Annotated in this window: 10 protein-coding genes; 3 read left to right on the forward strand and 7 right to left on the reverse strand. The window is 63.0% G+C overall.

Annotated elements, in window-relative coordinates; genetic code table 11:
* Positions 1-19 precede the first annotated feature (19 nt).
* The 5 genes from CAF77_RS06645 to CAF77_RS06665 form a co-directional block, all read right to left on the reverse strand.
* Positions 20-1,750 carry a fumarate reductase/succinate dehydrogenase flavoprotein subunit gene (locus CAF77_RS06645; RefSeq protein WP_085654179.1) on the reverse strand — a complete coding sequence of 577 codons (1,731 nt, stop codon included), beginning with the start codon at positions 1,748-1,750 and terminating at the stop codon, positions 20-22.
* Positions 1,751-1,752: 2 nt separating this feature from the next.
* On the reverse strand, positions 1,753-2,499 hold the full coding sequence (locus tag CAF77_RS06650; RefSeq protein WP_085654180.1) for a GntR family transcriptional regulator: 747 nt from the start codon (positions 2,497-2,499) through the stop codon (positions 1,753-1,755).
* 95 nt (positions 2,500-2,594) lie between these two features.
* Positions 2,595-3,563 carry a Gfo/Idh/MocA family protein gene (locus CAF77_RS06655; protein WP_064381225.1) on the reverse strand — a complete coding sequence of 323 codons (969 nt, stop codon included), beginning with the start codon at positions 3,561-3,563 and terminating at the stop codon, positions 2,595-2,597.
* Positions 3,564-3,572: 9 nt separating this feature from the next.
* Positions 3,573-4,460, reverse strand: coding sequence for a Dyp-type peroxidase (locus CAF77_RS06660; RefSeq protein ID WP_085654181.1), 888 nt, complete (start codon positions 4,458-4,460; stop codon positions 3,573-3,575).
* A 276-nt stretch (positions 4,461-4,736) separates the two neighbouring features.
* The gene (locus tag CAF77_RS06665; RefSeq protein WP_085654182.1) at positions 4,737-5,768 is read right to left on the reverse strand and encodes an AraC family transcriptional regulator; all 1,032 of its coding nucleotides are present in this window, start codon (positions 5,766-5,768) and stop codon (positions 4,737-4,739) included.
* Between the two features lie 212 nt (positions 5,769-5,980).
* Here CAF77_RS06665 and CAF77_RS06670 point away from each other — a divergent pair, with 212 nt between their 5' ends.
* The 3 genes from CAF77_RS06670 to CAF77_RS06680 all read left to right on the forward strand — a co-directional run bounded on the left by CAF77_RS06670 (position 5,981) and on the right by CAF77_RS06680 (position 7,652).
* Positions 5,981-6,928 carry a transporter gene (locus CAF77_RS06670; RefSeq protein WP_085654183.1) on the forward strand — a complete coding sequence of 316 codons (948 nt, stop codon included), beginning with the start codon at positions 5,981-5,983 and terminating at the stop codon, positions 6,926-6,928.
* Positions 6,929-7,183: 255 nt separating this feature from the next.
* Positions 7,184-7,378 (forward strand): hypothetical protein, encoded by a 195-nt coding sequence (locus CAF77_RS06675; RefSeq protein WP_011334551.1) that lies wholly within the window; start codon positions 7,184-7,186, stop codon positions 7,376-7,378.
* 37 nt (positions 7,379-7,415) lie between these two features.
* A complete protein-coding gene (locus CAF77_RS06680; RefSeq protein WP_234420633.1) occupies positions 7,416-7,652 on the forward strand; it encodes a type II toxin-antitoxin system RelE/ParE family toxin in 237 nt (78 codons plus the stop codon).
* Positions 7,653-7,700: 48 nt separating this feature from the next.
* On the opposite strand, the gene CAF77_RS06685 is transcribed toward CAF77_RS06680, so the two are convergent.
* Positions 7,701-20,213, reverse strand: a complete 12,513-nt coding sequence (locus CAF77_RS06685; RefSeq protein WP_085654184.1) for a filamentous haemagglutinin family protein — start codon at positions 20,211-20,213, stop codon at positions 7,701-7,703.
* 190 nt (positions 20,214-20,403) lie between these two features.
* Entirely contained in the window at positions 20,404-21,513 is a 1,110-nt protein-coding gene (locus CAF77_RS06690) for a substrate-binding domain-containing protein (protein WP_085654185.1), read from the reverse strand.
* Positions 21,514-21,793: the final 280 nt, after the last annotated feature.

Here is a 21,793-nt window from a genome sequence, read left to right on the forward strand (position 1 = left end):
GACTCTCTCTAGTGATGCCTCAAGCGGCGAAAGCACCGACCCGAAGGCGGTCGTAGGCCTGCATTTCCTCGGCATCGAGCGGGATGATGTAAGGCTCGACGGCTTTCTTGAAACTGGTCATTCGCCCGTCTTCGCCCTTCTTCAGATGGCAGTGGCAGAACCATTCGCGGTCGTCCCGTTGCGGGTGATCGACGCGGTAGTGGTACAGGCCCCAGCGACTTTCGGCGCGGAACAGCGAAGCGCGGGCGGCCATCTCGGCGCAGTCGCGGATCACGCTGGTTTCCATGGCGCGCATCAGTTCGTGGGCGTTGTTGGCCTTCATTTCGTCGAGATCGCGTTCGATCTCGCTGAAGCGTTGCAGGCCGATTTCCATCTTCTTCGTCACTTTCGGCGGTTGCAGGTAGTCGTTGACGAAGCGCCGCAGCTTGTACTCCACCTGGGCTGGCGGCAGACCGTGTTCGCGATCCAGCGGTGCGTAGACCCGGGCCTTTTCCTTCGCGATCTGCTCGGCGTCCAGCGCAGAGAACTCGCGCCCGGCGACAAACTCTGCCGCGTTGTGACCCGCGAACCAGCCGTAGGTGAACGCGCCAAGCATGTAGTTGTGCGGCACGGCGGCCATGTCACCGGCCGAGTACAGGCCTTTCACCGAGGTTTCGGCGCGCTCGTTGACCCACACGCCGGACGCCGAGTGGCCGCTGCAAAAACCGATTTCCGAGATGTGCATCTCGACCATCTGCGTGCGGTAATCCGTGCCGCGATTGGCGTGAAACTGGCCGCGACTCGGGCGCTCGTTGCTGTGGAGGATTTCCTCGATGTTCTGGATGGTTTCCTCGGCCAGGTGATCGAGCTTGAGGAACACCGGGCCGTTGCCGCTTTCCAGTTCCTGGTGGAATTCCCACATCATCTGCCCGCTCCAGTAGTCGCACTCGATGAAGCGTTCGCCCTTGTTGTTGGCGGTGTAGCCACCGAGCGGGCCGGTAACATAGGCGCAGGCCGGGCCGTTGTAATCCTTGATCAACGGGTTGATCTGGAAGCACTCGAGGTTCGCCAGTTCGGCCCCGGCGTGATACGCCATCGCGTAACCGTCTCCGGCGTTGGTCGGGTTTTCGTAGGTGCCCATCAGGTAGCCCGAGGACGGCAGACCGAGTCGGCCGGCCGCGCCGCAAGCGAGGATCACTGCCTTGGCTTTGATCACGTGGAAGTCGGCGGTGCGGCAGTCGAACCCCATCACACCGTTGACGGCGCCCTCCTCGTCGGTCAGCAAACGGGTGCAGACCAGGCGGTTGGTGATGCTCACCCGCGCGCGCTTCAACTGGCGATACAGGACTTTCTTGATGTCGTGCCCTTCCGGCATCGGCAGCACATAGGCGCCCATGTGGTGGACTTTCTTCACTGCGTAATCGCCGGTTTCGTCCTTCTCGAACTTCACGCCCCAGCGGTCGAGCTGCTCGATGGTTTCAAAGCTGTGGGTGGCGTAGGCGTAAACCGCCGCCTGATTGACGATGCCATCGTTGGCGATGGTGATCTCCTTGGTGTACTGCTCGGGCGTCGAGTGGCCGGGGATGATCGCGTTGTTCAGGCCGTCCATGCCCATGCTGATCGCGCCGCTGCGCTTGACGTTGGCCTTGTCGACCAACAGCACGCGCAGTTCCTTGTTCTTTTCCTTGGCCTTGATCGCGGCCATCGGGCCGGCAGTGCCGCCGCCGATCACGACGATGTCGTATTCCTGTTCGAGAGTATTGCGGGTCATGTTCAGGCCCCTTTTTGCCGGTCGATCCGCAGGCGGTACTGGAACGCATCGCCACGGTAGTAAAGGTGTTCGAAGTCCAGCGGCTGACCGTTGGCGTCGTGGGTCAGACGCTCGATGCGCATGATCGGCGAGCCGGCCTCGACGTTCAGCGCCTGAGTCAGGTCGCTGTCGGCCAGCACCGCGTCGATGGCCAGATCGGCATGGCCGAGGGCGATGCCGCAGTCGTTCTCGAGGATCAGGAAGATGTCGCGGGTGACCAGATCGGCCTTCTCCAGACGCTCGCCGACCGCCTTGGGCAGGTAGGTGATTTCCAGCGAAATCGGCTCGCGATTGATCAGCCGTACGCGTTTGATCTGCGCAACAGTTTCGCCTTCGGCAACCTGCAAACGCTCGGCGACCAGTTTGTCGGCGGCGATGAATTTGAAGCTGCGCAGGCGGTTGATCACCTCGTAGCCACGGCCGGTCATGGACTCGGCGAGACCTTGCAGGGTGCTGACGTTCTGGAAGGTCTTGGGTTTGGCGACGAAGGTGCCTTTGCCGTGGATCTTGAAGATCAGCCCTTCTTTCTGCAGATCGCCCAGGGCCTGGCGCACGGTGATGCGGCTGACCTTGAACAGCGTGCCAAGCTCGCTTTCGGACGGCATCTGGCTGTCTTGCGGGTATTCGCCGTCGAGAATCCGGGCGCGCAGCACGTCGCGCAGTTGGGTGTGCAGCGGTACGCTGCCAAGAGAGAGAACGTTATCGGTCATCACGGGATCACTTGTTATAACGAGTTATGACGTGATCTTAGAGACGTTATGACAAGCTTGAGAAATATTGTTTGGGCATAACCTTAGATGCGCCTTCAGTGGCGCTTGAGGATCTGATCCATGACCCAATCAGTCTTCAGGGCTTCGGCGGCGATTGCCGGGTGCCGGGACTCACCGCGAATCTGCGCATTCATACCGAGTACGTGATGCCACTGGATGTGTTCGTGATGGGGGATTTCCAGGCTGATGTCCTCGTCGGCATGCAGCTCGACCGGATGCTCGTCGAACACCGAAAAGCCGATTCGCCCTTGGCTGCCGATGATCTCGACCCGATCCTCGCGCCGGTCCGCAACAAAGTTCCAGCAACCCATGCCCAGTGCGCCCGAGGCGAATCGCCAACTGGCGCTGACCGCATCCTCCGCCGCGTACAACCCGGCCTGACGCGCGGTGAAACCGGCGACTTCGACGATGTCGCCGAGCAGGTACTGGAACAGGTCAAAACCATGGCTGGCCAGATCCGCAAAATACCCGCCCCCGGCGACCGCCGGATCGATGCGCCAGTTTGCGCTGCCGTCCAGATCCTTGGGCGATGGTGCCTTGGTCAGCGTCCAGCTCAAGTGCCGCACCTGGCCGATGCGGCCCTGCTCCAGCCACTGCCGAACCTGCTGGAAACGCGGCAACGAACGGCGGTAATAGGAGACGAACAGGTGCAAACCGGCATCGGCGAACGCCTGCTGCATTTCGCGACTTTGCCCGGCATTGAGCGCCATGGGTTTTTCCACGCAGCAATGCTTGCCGGCGGCGGCGACCTTCAGGCTGTAGGCGTGGTGACTGTCGGGTGGCGTGGCGATGTACACCGCGTCCACCTCGGGGTCGTTGATCAGGGCATCGACGTCGGTGTACGTCCGGGCGATGCCGTGGCGCGCGGCGTATTCGGTCACCGCTTCGAGACGTCGCCCCATCACCGCCACCAACGCCGATCCGGGCGCCTTGTAGAAAGCCGGCCCGCTCTTGCGTTCAGCGACGCTGCCGCAACCGATCATTCCCCAACGCACCACGTTCATGCTTGTGCCTCAGCCGATGCGCAGTGCGCGCAGATCGAGGTGGCCGTTTTGCAGTGGCGGGCACCAGTAGTAGCCGCCGGTGATCGGCCGGCTGATGCGATAGAGACCGTCGGTGATGCCGTCTTCCAGACCGCTCATGCGGCGCAGTTGCGCTTCAAAGGCATCGAGGGAGAAGCCGAACGCCAGGAACATCAGGCCGGCGCGGTCGCCTTCGATCCACGGCATCGAACGACGCACGACGAAGGCTTCCGGGGCGAAGCTTTCCTGGGCGGTGCGCTTGACGTGGGCGGACACCGGGGCATCGTCGATCTCTTCGTTGTCGCTCAGGCGACGACCCATGATGTTGTCCTTGTCCTCGGCGGACAACGCATGGAAACCCTTGAGGTCGTGCTGCCACTGCTGGATCGCGGCGAAGCTGCCACCGACCAGACCGTCCGCGCCGTCACTTTGCAGTGCGGCGGCGATGGCGGCTTCGTCATGCGGGTTTTCGGTGCCGTCTTCATAACCGGTGAGATCATGGCCGTCCTTGTGGCGAAAGGCTTCCTGCATCTGCACCAGACGCAGCGCCGGGGCCAGCGCGGCCTCAAGCGCGGTGCTGCGGTTGAGCAGATCGCCCCGGTCGACGCCGTGCAGCCAGACCCACAGCGCGTGCTGGGTCGACGGGTTTTCCACGCCGACACCGGTCAGCGCCGGGAAGCTGCGCAGGCCGTCGATGTTCACCTTCAGAGCCTTGGCCAGGGACTCACCGAAACCGACCACCGCCGACTTGCCGTCCACCAGGTTCAGCAGGTTGTCGATCGCCTGCGGCAGCGCTTCAACCGACTCGAGGGCGAAAAACAGGTGACGTGCTTGCGGCGGAACAGGGGTGGCGAGAATGCCCGGCTGGTAGTAACTCATGTCGACTCCTTGGAAAGAGCGCGGAGTTTAACTGTAGGCGGAGGGTTTGTGGGGGATTGAAATGGGTTGGGTAGCCTCAAAGGCCCCCTCACCCTAGCCCTCTCCCGGAGGGAGAGGGAACTGACCGGGTTGTTTGTTGGAGATACAGCGACGTGAAAGACAGAGTTGAATAGGGATTCGCTGAAAAACTTTCAGGTCGGCGTATCTCTCGAATATCCCCCAATCGGCTCCCTCTCCCTCCGGGAGAGGGCTGGGGTGAGGGCCATCGGTCTCAGATCAAATCGAAGCACTGCGCCACGCACTCGGGCTTTTCCCCGTCCAGCGCTTGAACGCCCGGCGAAAACTGCGCACATCGCTATAGCCGACTTCCTCGGTAATCCGCTCGATCGGCATCTCAGGATTGGCCAGCAAACTCATGGTGCGCGCCTGACGCACTTGCTCCAGCAATGCTTCAAACGTCAGTGAGTGTTCAGTCAGCCGCCGGCGCAAGGTGCGGCTGCTCATGTTCAAGTCGCCGGCAATCTTTTCAATATGGCTGCCCCGGCTCAAGTCACGGGCAATCGCCCGCTCCACCGCCTGGATCAGATCGAGTTTCTGGTGAACCTGCGCCGCTTCCAGCTCCAGCAACTTGACCGCCTGACGCAGCGCCAGCGAATGATGGTTGGGCAGGTTCACATCCAGCCATTGCACGTCGATCAACATGCGGTTGTGCAGGCACCCGAAGCGCACCTCCGGCCCCAGCAACCGCCGGTACTCATCCAGGTAATCCGGCGCGGCGTGCATGAACTCCACGGCAATCGGCTTGAACGTCTCGCCCACCAGCGCCCGGCCATAGACCAGCAGGCTGGCGAAAAACTCTTCAACCGCAAACACCTGCACCTCGGCAAACGGCAGCCGGCACTCAACATCGACATAGACCTGATCGCCCACCACATCGACGCTGGAAACCACGATCCCGCCGGAAGTGTGCTGATGCCGAACCCCGATCTCGAACGCGTCGCGCAAGGTCTTGCACAGCGACAGCACATGCCCGAGCAGACCCAGCGTACCGAGCACGTTCTGCGCGCCAACCCACAGCCCCAGCCCCTGATTGGGCAAAGCCTTGAGCGCACGCTGGATCATCGCCACGGCCTGGCGATAGGAAATCCGCTGCGCCGGATCCTGCAGGTCGTCGAAATCAAAACCCAGGCCACGGCACAGACTCTGCGGCTCGACGCCCTTGTTGGCGGCGACTTCGGCCAGGGTTTGCAGGAGAAATGGCGACACCAGCGCCAGTTCGAAGGTGGGGTCTTGGACTTTTACGTTCATGGAGGCTGACATCCCGGATCACGCTGAATTGTTATTTTTGTAACCGGTTATGTCGAAGGAAGTTAGCACAGGGTTGGCGGACTGTCCGCAGAAGCCCCCTTCCGTGTCCGCCAATACCCTGCCCTGTTGTGCGACAAGAGCTTATTTCTATCGTGGCCGAGCACCCTGCGTGCCGGCGTTGCGCCCAAAACACAATAATAATGAGGACGGACATGACCCCGAATCGCGCGACATTCCCTGTGCGACTGGCGCTGAGCCTGCTCGGCTGCGCCGCGACCCTGCCGGTGCTGGCCACCGAAGCCGGCGTCGACAACATCGGCCCCGGCACCGACGGCTTTTTCATGCTGCCGCTGGAGGTCGACAGCCTTCCGGAGAACATGGTCGCCTTCAACCTCTACTACAACCATTACAAGTCACGAAAGCTCAACATCAGTTCGCTCGGCGGCAAGGTGCCGAATGTCGAGATCGAATCCACTGCCGTCATCCCGCGCCTCGACTACCTGAGCCCGGTGCGGATTTTCGGCGGACGTCTGGCCGGTTACATCGCCCAGCCGTGGCTCAAGCAGGAAGTCTCGGTGTTCGGCCTGAGCGACACCCGTGAAGGCATGGGCGATACCACCATCGCGCCGATCATCCTGTGGGACATGGGCAAGGATCTGACCCTCGGCGCCGCCGTGGAAATCACCGTGCCCACCGGCGAATACAGCGTCGATCGGCTGGCCAACACCAGTAACAACTTCTACACCTACAAACCGCTGTTCTCCTTCACCTGGCTGCCGACCGAGCGCACCGAGGTGTCGATGAAAACCACCTACAGCTTCAACGAGAAGAACAAGGACACCGACTACAAGTCCGGGCAGATCTTCCACTTCGATTACTCGGCCAGCTACAAGATCACCGACGACCTGATGCTCGGCATCAACGGTTACTACCTCAAGCAGACCACCGACGACAAACAGTTCGGCCACACCGTGCAGTTCGCCGGCGAAGACGTGAGCGACGGCGTGCGCGGCAAGGTCTTCGCCATCGGCCCGGCGCTGCACTTCACCTTCCTCAAGTACGCCAGCGCCGAGATCCGCTGGGCCAAGGAATTCGACGTGGAGAACCGGCCAGAGGGCGAAATGTTGTGGGCGAAGGTGAGTATTCCGTATGCGTTCTGAGTGCATTTGTAGGAAGGCGCGCGCGGATTTGTAGGCTGGAAACCTGAAAAACAGAGGGTGGGAATAGGCCTACAGCGGCGGTCGAGATTGCCGGACAACGGTGGGAAACGTCCGGCAGATTTCAAAGGGGGGACTTGCAGATACTGGGCGCCGCTACCCCATGGTTCCTACAGGGCTCATGGGGTGCATCGTCTGCCAGTGACGACAATGGGCCCTTTCCCCCTTAGACTGCTGAAATTGATCACGGAGATCACTATGAGCATATTGCATTCCCCGTTTTACTCTGACTTCGAATCCGAAGAAGAGGCAGAGAGCTACGATCGCTGGTTTCGTGCCAAGGTGCAGGCTGTACTGGATGATCCTCGCCCGGGCATTCCCCATGAGGAAGCCATGGTGCGGCTCGACCAACTATTAGAAGAGAGACGCAAGAATCGACGCGCTGCCGCTTGAATGGAGCGATCAAGCTCTGGACGATCTGGCTGACATTATCGATTACGTTGAACAATACAACTCCAACGCTTCAGCGGCTCTGCAGCACAAGGTTGGTGCAGCAACGCAAAGGCTTTCATCAATCCCTTATGGTTACCGATCCGGTCGAGCGCCAGGCACTCGGGAAATGGTGGTCAATCCGAACTATCTGCTGGTCTATCGAGTGAACGGGCGCATCAAAATACTGACGTTAGTCCACACCCGACGACAATACCCACGAACCTCATCTACATAAAAAAAGGGCGGCCAAACGGCCGCCCGAAGCGTACTACACGAGAGTCCTTTACAACGTCAGCTGTCCCCGCTCCTCTTCGGTCAGCTGCTGTTTCGCCTGTTCATCCAGCGCCCCGGCGCCCAGCACCTGCACCGGGCTGTTCGCGTTGTAACCCGGTGTCGGTGCGCGGCTGGCGCCGTCGCGAGTCGGGGCCAGTTGTTCGTTGCCGAAGCTGAGCACCTGCACGGTGAACACCGAGGCCTGATTCTGGCGCGAGGCGGCTTGTTGTTGACGGGCGACGTCTTCCGCCGCCTGGGTGGCCGACGACGCAGCGGAACTGGCCGAAGTGATTGCGCCGGTGTTGACCGCCGAGACCACCGGCACGCCGGTCGCCTTGCCCTGCACCGAGATGTTGGCGGCGTTGACCACCGTCAGCGCGGCGATGTTGACGTTGCCCGAGACGCGAATCCCCGCCTCGCCCGCATCGATGGTGCCCAGCGGCGCGATCAGGTCGATGTCCCCCGGCGCCACTTCGGCAATCGGGTTGAGCGTGGCGATACCGGCACCGGTGCTCGGCACCGATGGCGACAGGGTCACGTTGCCCCAGGTGTCGTACACGCGTTTCGGCGGGGTGTAGACCACGGTGGTTTTCGAGCCGCGACCGGCGTTGATGTCGCCCTCGGCAGACCAGCCCAGGATCGAGCCGCCAAACGTGGTCATGATCCGGCTCTGCCCCAGCAGAATGCTGCCCTGGGAGTAGAGCTGAATGTTGCCCGAACCCTGGGTGATGATCCCCGCCGTCGATGGCGGCGCGGCGCCTTCGATGCCGAACACCTGGCCGCCGCCCGGTGTGAGCATCTGGATATCGCCACCGAAGAGGGTTTTCACCCCGGCACCACCGTAGAGCGTGATGTCGCCGTCGTAGCGGATCGGATTGCCGGCCACATCGGTAGTCGGAAACAGCGAAGCAATGGCGTTGCGACCGCGCAGGTAACTGCCTTTGCGCGGGCCGTCGACATCGTTGTACTCAAGACCGCCGGCACGCAGTTCGGCGAAGTACACCTGACGGGCGAAGATCGCTTGTTCGGCGCTCGGCAGCGCGGCGAAGAACGCTTGCATCTGTTCGGCGTTGCCGCTGAAGCCGTAACCGAGGGTCAACCAGCTCTGCAACTCGTCGAGGTATGTCTTGACCACTTTGCCCGGTTGACCGTTGAGCGATGCGTTCGGGTCGGCAAGGTTCTGCGGGTTCAGGTAACGGGCGATGAACCGCGAATAATCCGGCCCTTGCGCGCCCACACCGGCCTGCAACACCACACTGGCGCCCGGTCGCTGATCACCGGCGACCAACGAGCCGAGGCTGGTGATGCTGGCGCGGTTTTCCATCAGGATATTGCGCCCGGCATTGAGGTCCAGGACGCCGGGGCCCGCGATGTCGAAGCTGCTGTAGAGGATGTCGCGCCCTGTCGATACCCGCGAAACGTCCCGAGGGTCGTCATGCACGAACAGGTTGCCGGTCGAGGTGATGGTTTCGGACGGCGGTACGCCCATCTCAGCAGAAGAGACGGTCGTGGGGTTGCCCAGGAAAGTGCCGGACGCCACGACATCGCGCCCGGCCAGCATCCAGACCGGGCCTGCTGCTTCGTACCAGGTACGTTTCGACAAGCTGAACGTCAGCGTTTCACCGCTGCGAACACCCACCAGATCACCGTTCAAGGCATAGATCCGCGCCGGTGCGTGGACGTCGCCCAAGCCCGAGTAGCTGTTGGCGCCGAAAGCGAATAACGGATAGCGCAGATTCTTGTCCGGCGACACCCCGTCGCTGTTGTGATTGCTCATGATCGGCGTGGCCGACGTGTGGTTGCCGTAACCGTTGAAGGCCGGCGCGAACGGCGTAGCGATGGACAGCGGACTGGCGCCCGACTGATTGATCGCATAGCCGCCGGCGTAGATCGAGTCCTGCGCCAGCAACTCCAGTTGCCCGGTGCTGGAGGGTGCCAGCAACAGCGAATACCCGGTTGCCGGCACCGTACCACTGCCTTGGCTGTAGACTGCAGAAGGTCCGGCATAAATCGAACCTTGCGCCGCCACCGCCCGCAGAATCGACGGGTACACGAAGCGTCCATCGGTCGGCGACGTATTGCGCCCTGTGACAGGCCCCTGACCTGTGACTTCGCCCAGTTGAGTGCTCGGTGTGAGATTGCCCCCTGCCGAAAACAGGTCAATGGCGGTGTGATCGGTCCACAACGAGAAGCCCGTCAAGCCGCCGCCCTCATGGACGACACCGTCTTGCGTAGTGAACGGGGTGGAGTTCTGCAGGCGCACCCGACCCGGGTCCGCCGCGCCGCCCAACACCAGATCGCCGCGCGTGCTGAGACTCATCCCCGAATCCCCAGGAATCAGCACCAGCCCACCCGAGGCGCTGCCCATCGTGGACGTGAACGGGTCGAACGGGCGAACTTCGCGAGGATCCTGGGTCGAGGCTTCGGCGCCATATTGCAGATTGATCCCGCCGAGCGCGCCGCTGGCCAGTCGCGCAGCACCGCGCAGGTTGATCAACGCACCTTGCAGATCGTGTTGTGCGACACCGATGCCGTTCTCTCCGGCCCGGGCCTGTAATGAAGGATTGACCACCCCGCCAATGCGGATGTCCATGTCGCCGCCACCGGTCAATTGCAGGCTGCCATCGCTGCCCACGCGCCCGGTGCTGCCGACCGCCACGACCAGCCCCTGCCCGCGCGGATAAAGGTTGGTCTTGTTACCGTCGCCCATCGCCTTGAGCATGCCGGCATCGCCCCCGGCACGCAGGCTGATATTGCCGCCGCCCAAGGTGCCGAAACCGGTGAAACCGACCAGGTACGGGCCGGTATCAACACTTTGATCCGGCAACGGTTGCGTCGCATAGCTGCCGAAGTTGATCCACCACGCGGTCGGCACCTCACTGTTGCCGGTGCCCTGACGCCAGAGCCAGTTGCCCACGGCCACACTCGGCACCTGCTCACGGGTGTCCATGGTTTGCGACAAACCACGACGCCCCAGTACATCGCCCGCAATCGAGCCACCGGCATTGATGGTCAGGTTGCCGCCCATCTGCGGGTACCAGGCCTGATACAGGCTGTCGCTGCCACTGACCCATTTTTCGTAAGCGCCGCCCGCACTGCCCAATACCGAGCCGTTGTCTGACAGCCGTCCGCGAGGCTGGTTGAAGCGCGGATCGATGTCTTGGGACTGAGTGCCGGCGGTATACACGCCATACGGCGAATCCATGCTCAGATCGCCGGCGGCGAGCACGTCCAGATCACCAGTGCCGGTCCGCAGCACGCTGAACATCTGGGTGTGGGTCTTTACGGTGGTACCCGGTTTGTTTTCCACGCACAGTTCCGGGAATGCGCCACACCAGGACAGCACTTCATCGTCGGTCATCGGCGAGCCAGGCGGCATGCCCATCCAGTTGTCCGGTGCCCATACCCAACGCGGTGCCGGCACACAGGAGTTCGGCGCCCAGTCGCACCACATCATTTGATCCTCGGGGACGGGGTCGCCGGGCGTGAAGCCGCCCAGGTTGCCCTCGCCCCAGACCAGGGTCGGCGGTTTCTCTGTCACGGTCAGGCCGTAATGGGTGTCGGCCAGGCGCAGATTGCCATCGCTGGACACCGGCTTGATCGCCCGGCTATCCGCGGCGCTCAGATCGGCTCCCGCCACCACGCGCATCGACCATGACGCACTGCCGGCCGGCAACAGGCTGGCGACCGCCCAATTGCGCCCCTGGGTCGTACCGGTCAATGGCCGCAACTCGATGAACGGCGTACCGTCCGCCAGCACGACATCGGTCATCGACGGAATCAGCGAGCCGCGCAACAGAGCCAGCGAACCGCTCAGGCGCACGCCCTTGACCCCGTTGTCGCCGGCCTCGACGCTGCCCGGCAGCGGCACGCCCTTCGGCCAGCGCAAGGCTTGCAGCGCCGTTGCGTCATTCAAGCGGATACCCGCTCCCAACCGGCTGCCCGCGGGCAAAGTCACGCTGTCGGCGAGCAGCGTACCGGCGGCATACAGCACGTTGCCCGAAGCATCGCGAACCGAGCCGGCGAGCACCGTGCCGGCGCCGAAGGTGTAAGGCGCCGCCAGCGTTGCCTCGGTCGGCAGCAGCGTGCCGCTGGCCAGCGTCATCGCTTGCAACGGGAGGTCGTAGTTCAACGTGGCGCCGATCGGGAACACCGTACCGTCCGCGAGCGTAACGCCCGCTCCCGGTACGATCAGATCGCCGCCGAACGGCTGAATCCCCGACAGTAATTTCCAGCCCGCATCGTCCACAGTCTCCGGTGGCGGCGCGAAACCGTCGTTGAGGCTGCCGTGGATATCGAGGTTGCCGCCCGCGCGAATCACCAGGTTACCCGCCTCGCCCGAGCCGTAGACCGAAGTCTTCTGCGTGTGCGGATTCAGGCTGGCGTAACGGTAACCGGACAGGTCCACATCACCCTGCACCACCAGATCACCGTCGGCGGTTTTGCTGGCAATCTCGACCCCGGGCCGCAGATGGAAGGCATCGGCATAAGTGGCGTTGTTCAGGCCGGCGAGTTTGTTGTTCAGCAAGTTGCCGTTGGCCAGCGCCGCATTGATGAACGCCGTGCTGTCGCCGTGAATGCGATCGAGGTACGCCTGATCGATCACCTGATACGGCCGTCCACTGGCCGACGGGTCCGTGCCGTCGCTGGCATCGGTATAGCGGCGCGTGGCGTTGAGGCCAATCGAGCGGGCGCCCTGAATGCTCAGTGCGCCGCCGGCTTCGATCGCAATGTCATCCGCCCCCAGACGCGGCGCGTTCAGTTCCAGCGTGCCGCGCAGCAACCCGTCGGACTGCCCCGGCAGAGTGCCGAGAACGGCTTCGGTTCCATGGCGCAAATCGATGCGCGCACCGCTGCCGAGGGTCAGCACGCCTTGTCCGGCGTTGAGTTCGACCATCGCCCGGTTCGGGGCGTCGATAATCTTGCCGTAGCTGTCGACCCGCAACACACGGCCATGGGCGTCAAGCACCGCATTGCCCGCCAGGGTCAGGCCGTTTTGCGCCGACAGTCGAATACTGCCGACCCGCTCGCCGCTGGCATCGATCAGACCCGCCACCGTCAGCTTGCCGTTGTCCACCGAGACATTGACCTCGCCAGCCTTGAGCCCGTCGCCGATCAACAGATCGCCTTGCTTGAGCTGCAAGCTGCGGCTGCCAAAGACTTGCCCCGCATTCAAACGCTGATTGAGGGCCGCGAATTGCTGGCTCGGATCGCCATTGAGGTGCTGCGCGCGGATATCCACGCCACCGGCCCTGTACGGCACCAGTGTGCCGCCGGCATCGTAATAGCCGCTGCTGGCACCGAGGATATCGCCTTGCAGATCGACCATGCCCGCATCGGCGGCCAGGGCCACGGCACTCAGGTTACCGGCCTGATGGTTCTGCGCCGACAGATCGATTCGCGAGCCCGCCACCTGGCGGATATTGCCGTCGCGGCTGTACAGCGCCACATCACCGCCCCAGCTGTACTTGTTCACATCGTTGAACGGCAACGTGCGACCGGCCATGTCCAGATTCGCGCCACTGGCGAGGGTCAGATCGTCCTCGGACTTGACCACCAGTTTGCCGCTGGCCAGGGCGATGCGGCTGTCCAGCAAGACATTGCGCGCATCAAGGGTCAATTGCGCCCCCAGTGCATTGGCGGCAGTCGCTGTGCCGGCCCCCGTCAGGTTCAGGTTATTACCGGCCTTGAGCAGGTTGACCGAGCCCGCCTCTCCCGTCAGCAACGGCGTCCGCAATGTGAGATTGCCGCCGCTGTGGGCATAACCGGTGACCGGATCGAAAGCGCCCTGCGCCTGATAGACCTCAAGACTGCCCTTGTGGTTGGCGGTGATGCGATCGCTGGCGGTGAGATTGACGTCGGCAAAACCCAGCACCAACCGCTTGTTCACATCCAGGCCATTGGCCTGCGGATCAGGGCCGTAGCCGAACTCGATCCGTTGCGCCTGAATATCAAGCGCGCCGCGACCGGTGCCCGCGCCGCCCGTGATCACCGCGCCTGGATCCTGAGGCGCACCGTTCCAGATCAGATTGGCGGTGCGAATGGATGCCACGTCGCCGCTTTCACCCAGGCCGTAAATGGCCGGGGTGCTGAGGATCAGGTTTTGCAGTTTGCTGACGCCAGTCTGCGGATCCAGGGTATCGAGGCTGACACTGCCGTAGAAATTGAATGCATCGCGACTGGTCAGGCTCAGGGTTTCCAGCGCCGGCGCGCCGAACTGTGTATCGCCCCGCAACAGGCGATTCAAGACATTCTGGTTCAGGGTCAGACCGGTCGGCACCCGGTTGCCGGCGGCACTCAAGGCCTCGGCACTGCCGGCATTGACCGAACCCACGGCCAGCGTCAGATGGCGGGTGCCGAAGCGTACCGCTTCGTCGAGTTCGAATTGCTTGTCAGTGGCGGCGGTAATGCTGCCGTTGGAATAGAGCAGCGTCGGGTTGTTGCACGTTGCCGTCGAGCAATGGCCGATGAGAATGTTGCCCGCGCCGGATGTCCTGACGGTCAATTCTGGCGCCAGCACATTGGTCCAGCCGTTCGACACCACCAGCAACCCCGCCGCACCCGGCTTATAGATGAAGCCGGTGCTGGAATCGTAAGGCGCTTTGCCGCGCCCCAGAGTGTTGATACCCGAACCGGCTTCGAGGGTGATACCGCCATCGGCCCGGGTGGTGCGCAGCAGCACTTCGGGTGCCGACAACACGGCGCCGTCACGCAAGGTGATCGTTGCAGTATCACCGCTGAACGCGATGATGTTGCCCGACGTGTTGTAATCGATCGTCGGTTGCGCGCCGAGGGTCAAGCGGCCGGCGCCGAGCGAATTGAGGCTGTCGGCATACAGCGACACACCGGCAAAACCTTCAGTGATTGAATGCCCCGCACCGAGAATTTCGAAGTTCGCCGCGCCGTGCACCACGGCCGACCCGACGACGCCGCCCGTGGCCGGCTGGAACAGCGCCTGACCGTGGAAATCGAGCGCGTTACCCGGTGCGGCACCCTGGGACAGATTCAGTCTCAGGGATTTGCCGTCCATGGGCGCCAGGGCCCGAGGCACGCCCCGGCGCGTCGCATCGCTCTGGATGAACTGACTGAAAGAGGTCTCGTTGTACTGCGAATAACGGCGCAGCACATCGGCGGATGTCAGGATGACCTGGCTTGCCAGGCTGTCACGCAGGCCGGTATTGGCAATCGACATCCGTCCCGAACTCGTCCACGAACCATTGCGCAGTGGCAGCGCAGCGTTGGTTGCGCCCGCTGCCGCCTGGCCGTTGACCTCGACCCGGAAGGCCCCCGGCAACAGCGCAAAGGTCGAGGGCAGCAGCGTATAGGTGCCCGCCGCCAGCCCCGGCACGCCAGCCCCGATGGTGACCTGCTGGCCGATGCGCGGATCGACCGCCCCCGCCTCGGCGAGCATCGGCGCATAAGCACTCTGATTCCCCGGCACGATGGCGTACACCGGGTTGCTGGCCAGGCCCGGCAGGCTGAAGGTGCCGTCACTGGCATTGCGCACCAGCGGGTTGTAGCGGGCATCGGTGGAACCGCCACGCCCGGATACGAAACCGGCACCGCGCAAATCACCGCCACCCGACAGGTCGATCAACGCACCGCCTTGCACATCGACGTACTTCGAGGTGAGCGTCACGCCAGCGGTTTCGGCGGTGATCCCTCGAAGCAGCACGGACTTGCCGTTGTAGCGAAAGTCGATGCCGTCGGTGGTGCCGCCGTAAGGCATGACCAGCCCGGCGGCGCTGGCCGACGTAAGGCTGCCGGGCAACAGATGCAGTGTCCGGGTGTTGAGGACCAGGTTGTCACCCAGATTGATCATGCCCAGCGGCGCGCGGATCACCCCGCCCTGCTCGATATGCGCGGCGGCGAGCGTCAGGTTGCCGAAGACCGAGTAAGGCAACACGGCCGGCGCCGCCCCGGAACTGCTGATTCGCAGGGTCCGCTCAGGATTGGCGTCACGCTGGACACTCTGATAACCCACGCGCACCTCGGCGGTGACATCACTGGCGGGGTAGATCTGCGCGGCACGCAGGTTCAGGTCGCCCGGCGTCCAGAGTTCGGTTTTCTCGACGTTGCCGGTGGGCGCCAGAAAGCGCAGATCGCCCCGACTGTCGAGCGTGACCTGTTCAAAACCTCGCCGCCCGACCTCCAGTGCCGGGCCGCTCAGTTGCACGATTGACCCGGCCGTGCCGAACGACAGACTGTTGCCCAGATCCAGCAGGTCTGCCGTGGCGGTGAAGTGTGCCGGCGCCACTTCGGTGGTCGGATTGTTCATCACCCGTGGCCGGATGTTGCCGGGAGCCTCGAAATATTTGCCCGTACCCGACAGACGCACGTAAGGCGCAGACAGGTTGATCCGTACGTTGTCTGGCGCGCCGTCGGCCAGCGACAAGGCCCCGGCATACAGGCTCAGGCTTTGATTCATGTGCAGATCGACGTTGCCGTCGAACGACAGCAGACCGTTGCTCAGCACACTCAGGTTATCGAACCCGCCGGACATCAACTGATCGGCGCCCAGCCGGGCACGCCCGTATTGCAACGCAGGCGCAGCTTCGCCCGCTTGCAGACCCGTCGGCAACAGCGACGGGCCGGCGTCCTGGCCGATGACGATTTCGCGCGGCACGCGAACGTCGTTGCTCGCGTCTCTGCTCAGATAAATCGGTGTCTCCAGCGCAATGTCCAGTCGCCCGCCCGCCGCGCCGGCACCACCAGCCGCAGCATGCAGGTCGCCGTCGATGAACAGGCTGTTGTAGGAACTCAGCGAAATTCGCCCGCCATCCGTTGCAACCAGCGTCGGTCCCTGTCCGGCGATATCCAGCATCGCTTGTGCGCCGGAGGCCTCCAGTCGCGCACCGTTTCGCACGATCACATAAGCGTCGGCCGACGTGGCCGTGGCCTTCTTCGCATCGGTTTCGCCGCCAATGATGATCGAGCCGCCCTTGCCGACTTGGCCATACACCCTTCCCAGCGCATCGATGCCGGTGGCCACGCGACCGGCCACGTCCAGCACCGCGTGCTCGCCGATCCAGATCGAGCGGTTGTGGGTTTGCCTGTCTGCCGTTTGCGAGGAATCAGCGACATCGAGCGAGCCGAATTGCTGCTGACGGATATCGATCGTGCCGCCCCACGCATTCAACTGGCCATCGACCGTGAGCTGACCGGCGCTGCGCAGATTGATGCGTTGCCCCGGATCGACACTGATGCGCGAGCCCTGCCCAAGGGTCAGGGTGTTACGAGTCGGATCGACCAGCGCGACCTCACTGGAACCGGCCTGCAAAGCCAGACTGGCGCCGGCACGCTGGGTCAGTTGCGCCTTGAGCGGATTTTCCTGATAAAGCGTCGGCGTCCACAATTCCAGCGCCTGCCCCGGCGCGGTGCCACTGACCTGATTCGCAGCTGCGTCACCAAAACGGTAGACCGGCATCAACACGTCAACGCGGGTGTTGTCCGCCACGTCGAGGCGATTGAGGCCGATAAGGCTGTAGGCAGAGAAGCCTTTGTCGAACAGCTCCGGTTGCACTTGCAATGTGTTGTCGGCGAGGGGTTTACCGGACTGGCCGATGAGGATGTCGCCCGCCTGAATCAGCAAACGGCCACCACCCGACACACCGTAGCCCCGCAGTTGACCGTCCAGGGTCAGGTGGCTGTCCCCCGGCGCAGACAAGGCGCTGGACTCCAGCGTCACGTCACCGCCCTTGCCACCGCGCGTCTTGCCGTTGGCCAGAATCGCGCCGCCGGAAGACACGTCCAGCAGACTGCCGGCACCGATTTCGATATCGCCGCTGCTGCGGATCGACACCACGCCACCATCCAGATACGCCAGGCTCGCGGCATCATCCGGGTTGGTGCGCAGGTTGCTCCACAGACCGCGCGTATCCAGCTGTGTCCCTTCGGCCACACTCACGCGGGTGGCCTTGCCGGTCGGTGCGACGAGCCGGGTGTCGGTGAGGCGATCGGTGTTGAGCTGATTGAGCACGTTGCCCAGGTGCAGGCTGCCGCCGCGCGCGGTCAGGTTCGCGTTGACCTGCACCTGCGGCCCGTAAAGGGTGATGTCGCCACCATGGTCGACGGTGACGGCACCTTGCACGTCGATCCGTTCTTTGGCCGCCACTTTCAGTGCGCCCAATTGCCAGTCGCTGAGTTGCCCGGCATCAAGAAACAGCTTGCCGCTGCGCGCATCGGATACGGCGCCGGTCAGCTCCCGATCATCGCCGGCCAGCGGACGTTCGCCGCCGACCTGCACCTGATCGAACAACGGGTTGAGGCCGTAGAGCAAACCACCGGAAGCCGCCACGTACGCCGGGTCATAACTGCCGACAATCAACTGCCCGCGCCGCGCCAGCGCCGTCTGACTCTGCGCATAGCCATCGAGCACCGCACGCGGGGCCTGGGTCTGGCGCTCGCCTTGATAAACCTCGCCGAGCATCTGACCTTCAAGCACGGCGTTGCGGGTACCGATCACCAGTTGCCCGGCATAACGACCCACGGTGTAACCCGACTCCTGACGCCTGGACGGTGCAATCAACGGGTTGTAGTAATAACTCGTCTGGCCCCAGCGCTCACTGCTGTCTTCATAGCCCTTGTACAGCCCGGTGTAGAGCAGATCCCCCGGCGCCTTTGAGACTTCATACAGGCGCCCGTCGGCCCCACGCAGCCAGCTCTGGCGAATCTCGCCGCTTTGTACGTCCAGCGTGCCGCCGGACAGGTTGATCAGCGAGCCCTTCTCGGTCACCACGTCATTGCCGGCAAAACTGACCATGCCGCCCTGAGCCATCCACTCGCCGATGCTGTGGCCCTGGGTGCCGAGGTAACCGCCGACCTCCAGCAGACCACCAGCGGTGTACCAGCGATCCGTGGCGTAGCCGTTGGTGCCGGCCGGGACGTAGACCAGTTCGCGCACATCGACCCAGATGTCATTGCTGTTGAGCGCACCTTTATCGCGATTGACCGAAGCATCGCGCTGCTCGTTGCCCTGGACGTTGATCTTGATGCTGTTGGATTCCATCGCGACTTTCACGCCGATGGCACCGGAGACATCGATCAATGCGCCGTCACGCACCAGACTGCGACGCTGCGCCGCCACTGCAACCTGGCCGCCCGTGGCGAGGGTGATCGAACCGTTCTGGAACTCGACGCTGCCGCCGCTCTGGATATCAATGCGCGACTGATCGCTGCGAATCCGGTTGTTCGGTGTAACGCCCGTCAGCGCCGCCTGATGCTGACTGTCGAGGGCGGTCAGATCGCTGCTGTCGAGCAGGATCGCCGTCGCGCTGCCCTGCCCCAGCGTCACGCTGCCCTGGGTGTCGGTGGCCGGATTGAGCAAATGAATCGTGCCGCGAGTGGCGACCGAGGTGCTGGCCAGCAACACGCCGTTTTGCACGACCTCATGGCCGGTCAGGGTGATGTCGCCGGTCGCGGCCTGAATCAGGCCGTTGTTGCTGACCTTGCCGGCAGCGCTGCCGGTCTTGAAGCCCGGCGTGACTTCGTTGCCGAACGTCGTCGAGAAGCCATTGCCCTCAGTGCCCGAGCCTTTGCGGATGTAAAAGCGATCCCCTGCGCCGAGCACGGTCTGGCCCTTGCCGGTGTTGATGCTGCCGTCGTTCTGCACTTCGCTGCCGAGCAGCAAGGCATAGCCGCCGGCATCGGTCGATTTGGCCGGCCGCGCGGTCTCGATGGACGCGCCGCGCTCCACCAGCACTTTGCCGGCCGCCTCGGTGAACGTCGGTTGGCTGCCGGTGCTGTCGAAATACAGGCCGCGGTCGCGGAACTGAATGTCAGTGATGTTGGCCGCCGCCGCCACCAGGTTGCGCACGTTGACCTGACTGGTGCCGCTGAACACGATGCCGTTGCGGTTGATCAGCATCACCGTGCCGTCACCCTTGATCTGGCCCTGAATCTGGCTGGCCCGCGCATTCGGATCGTTGACCCGGTTGAGCACCGCCCAGTTCGACTGTTGGGCGAACTCGACCGTGGTGTTGCGCCCGACGTTGAAGGTCTCCCAATTGAGGATCGCCTTGTCGGCGGTCTGCTCGATCTTCACCGTGGTCTTGCCATCAACCTGAGTCTGCTGCGGGCCCTTGGCGTTCTGCCAACCTTGCGTGAGGCTGTTATCGACCTTCAGACCGCCCTCGCCCAGACCATCAGGCACAAACTGCACCGTGCCCAGCGCCGCCGCACGACCGGCCGCCTGCGCCGCCTGTTGCGCCGCAATCGCAGCCACGGTGTTGTTCAGGGTCTGAATCGAGCGTTGCAGCTGCTGATTGGCCTTTTGCTGCTGCGCCAGCGGTGGCGTCATCCCCGGCAATCCGCCCACGCTCGGGCGTGCTGCGGCGGCCTGTTGCGCCGCGCCCTTGGCGGCGAACCATCCCGAACTGAAAGTGGTCGCCGCCTCGGCACTGCCCGCCACCAGGCACAAGGCAATCGCCTGCGCCAGGGGCTTGAGCAACCACAGCGCCGGATCGGCGGCCATGCGCTGCTGAGGCTGAACACGGGTACTGCGACGGGATGGGCGAGCGAGCATCACTACGAGATCCTTTTTGTTTGCCACATGAGGCCGCAGGTCAGCTTGCCCCTGCTGTTACGACATAGGCGGTTGGCGGGGGCCGCGACCGAACGGATGTCACACAAACTTCATGAACGAGGTGTAGATCGGCCAAAAAAAATGGCAGCAGCCCGAAGGCTGCTGCCATTTCATTGCCGTGAAGCGAGGCTTACAAAGGACGGCCGATAGCGTTGCAGACGCTGGCGTTGTTGATGTCCAGGTTGTTGCCCGAGGTGTTGGTGACGAAGTTGGCAGTCACAGCCGCTTTCCAGTTGGTTGGAACCGGAGTGAAGCTGTGAGCGATGGTGGCAGCGTTGTTGCCCGGGTTGCTGTAGTGGGTGGTCAGGAAGGCTTTGACATCAGCGGCCACGCTGGCGTCCTTGTAGCACTGGCCGAAGATGAAGTTGGTGTAAGCCACGATCGGGTAACCGCTGGCTGGGTTAGGAACAACCGGAACCCACTGCGAAGGGTTCGAAGGGGTGGTTGGCAGAGCCGCCGAACCCAGTGCCAGCGAAACGTTGGCGGTGGTTGGCTGTACGCCGTTGACGCGAGCAACCACTGCGTTGCTGGCGGCGTTCACACCGTCCGGACCGACGTAACCGATGGAGCCGTCAACGGCGTTGACCTGAGTGGCCACGTCAGCAGTACCGGCCACGCCTACCCAGTTCGAAGGCAGGGTCGAACCGGCTGGCAGACGCGCATTGGTGAAGGTGGAGTTGGTGGCGAATTTGGTCGGGCAGATCGCGTTCAGGTGACGGGTCAGGATTTCCGAAGTACCGCTGGAAACGTTGCGATAAACAACGCGGATCGGCGTGGTGTCGGAAGTGCCCAGCAGATCGCCCCAAGTGGTTTTGGCGCCGGAGAAGGCATCGCACAGCTGAGCGCTGGTCAGGTTCAGAGCGGTCTGGCCGGATTTCTTGTACGGAATGGCAACCGAAGTGGCCACCGAAGGCAGCTGGATCAGCGGGCCGTACGAAGCGCCGAAGTTGGTGTTGTAGGTGCTGATTTCCGAAGCGCTGAGGATCGAGTCGCTACCGGCGAAGTGAACCGAACCGGTGGTGCTGAACAGTGCCGAGTTGTTGGTCAGGAAAGCGGTCTTGCCGGTGCCGCTACCGGTACCCAGGTAGCTGAAGTTGGCTGGCAGGATGCTGTTGCTAGAACCTTTGTACAGAGCGGCAGGCAGAGTCGCGCCACCACCGGTTACGTTGGCGGCCATGGCCTGGGCGGAAGCCAGGGCAGCGACGGTCAGGGAAGCTGCGATCAGAGTGCGCTTGAACATGAAGAATCTCCTTTTCAACGTTGGGTGTGAACACAGGTTTTCAGGGGTCTTGCATGACACTGGGAAGACTCACCGCCGACCTTCGCATTGCGGGGTCCGTGGTTAAGTCGCACTGAGAAATTCGCAGTTTCCGGTGACAGATAAAGGAAAAAACCTCGGGAGGTGCAGGCTGATTTTCGAGGGATTTTCTCGGGTGTTTTCAGGGTTATGCGGAGTGTCTACGGCAAGCTTTTCGGGGGAATCGGCCACAGCCCTTGAAGGGCCGTTGCAGATGACAGAA

The sequence above is a fragment of the Pseudomonas sp. R15(2017) genome (genome assembly GCF_002112685.1).
Classification (GTDB): Bacteria; Pseudomonadota; Gammaproteobacteria; order Pseudomonadales; family Pseudomonadaceae; genus Aquipseudomonas; species Aquipseudomonas glycinae.

Bases quoted from the DNA above. Each gene is read 5' to 3' on its own strand.
- CAF77_RS06645 (WP_085654179.1), bottom strand. From the start codon at position 1,750: ATGACCCGCAATACTCTCGAACAGGAATACGACATCGTCGTGATCGGC.
- CAF77_RS06650 (WP_085654180.1), bottom strand. From the start codon at position 2,499: ATGACCGATAACGTTCTCTCTCTTGGCAGCGTACCGCTGCACACCCAA.
- CAF77_RS06665 (WP_085654182.1), bottom strand. From the start codon at position 5,768: ATGAACGTAAAAGTCCAAGACCCCACCTTCGAACTGGCGCTGGTGTCG.
- CAF77_RS06660 (WP_085654181.1), bottom strand. From the start codon at position 4,460: ATGAGTTACTACCAGCCGGGCATTCTCGCCACCCCTGTTCCGCCGCAA.
- CAF77_RS06670 (WP_085654183.1), top strand. From the start codon at position 5,981: ATGACCCCGAATCGCGCGACATTCCCTGTGCGACTGGCGCTGAGCCTG.
- CAF77_RS06685 (WP_085654184.1), bottom strand. From the start codon at position 20,213: ATGCTCGCTCGCCCATCCCGTCGCAGTACCCGTGTTCAGCCTCAGCAG.
- CAF77_RS06690 (WP_085654185.1), bottom strand. From the start codon at position 21,513: ATGTTCAAGCGCACTCTGATCGCAGCTTCCCTGACCGTCGCTGCCCTG.
- CAF77_RS06675 (WP_011334551.1), top strand. From the start codon at position 7,184: ATGAGCATATTGCATTCCCCGTTTTACTCTGACTTCGAATCCGAAGAA.
- CAF77_RS06655 (WP_064381225.1), bottom strand. From the start codon at position 3,563: ATGAACGTGGTGCGTTGGGGAATGATCGGTTGCGGCAGCGTCGCTGAA.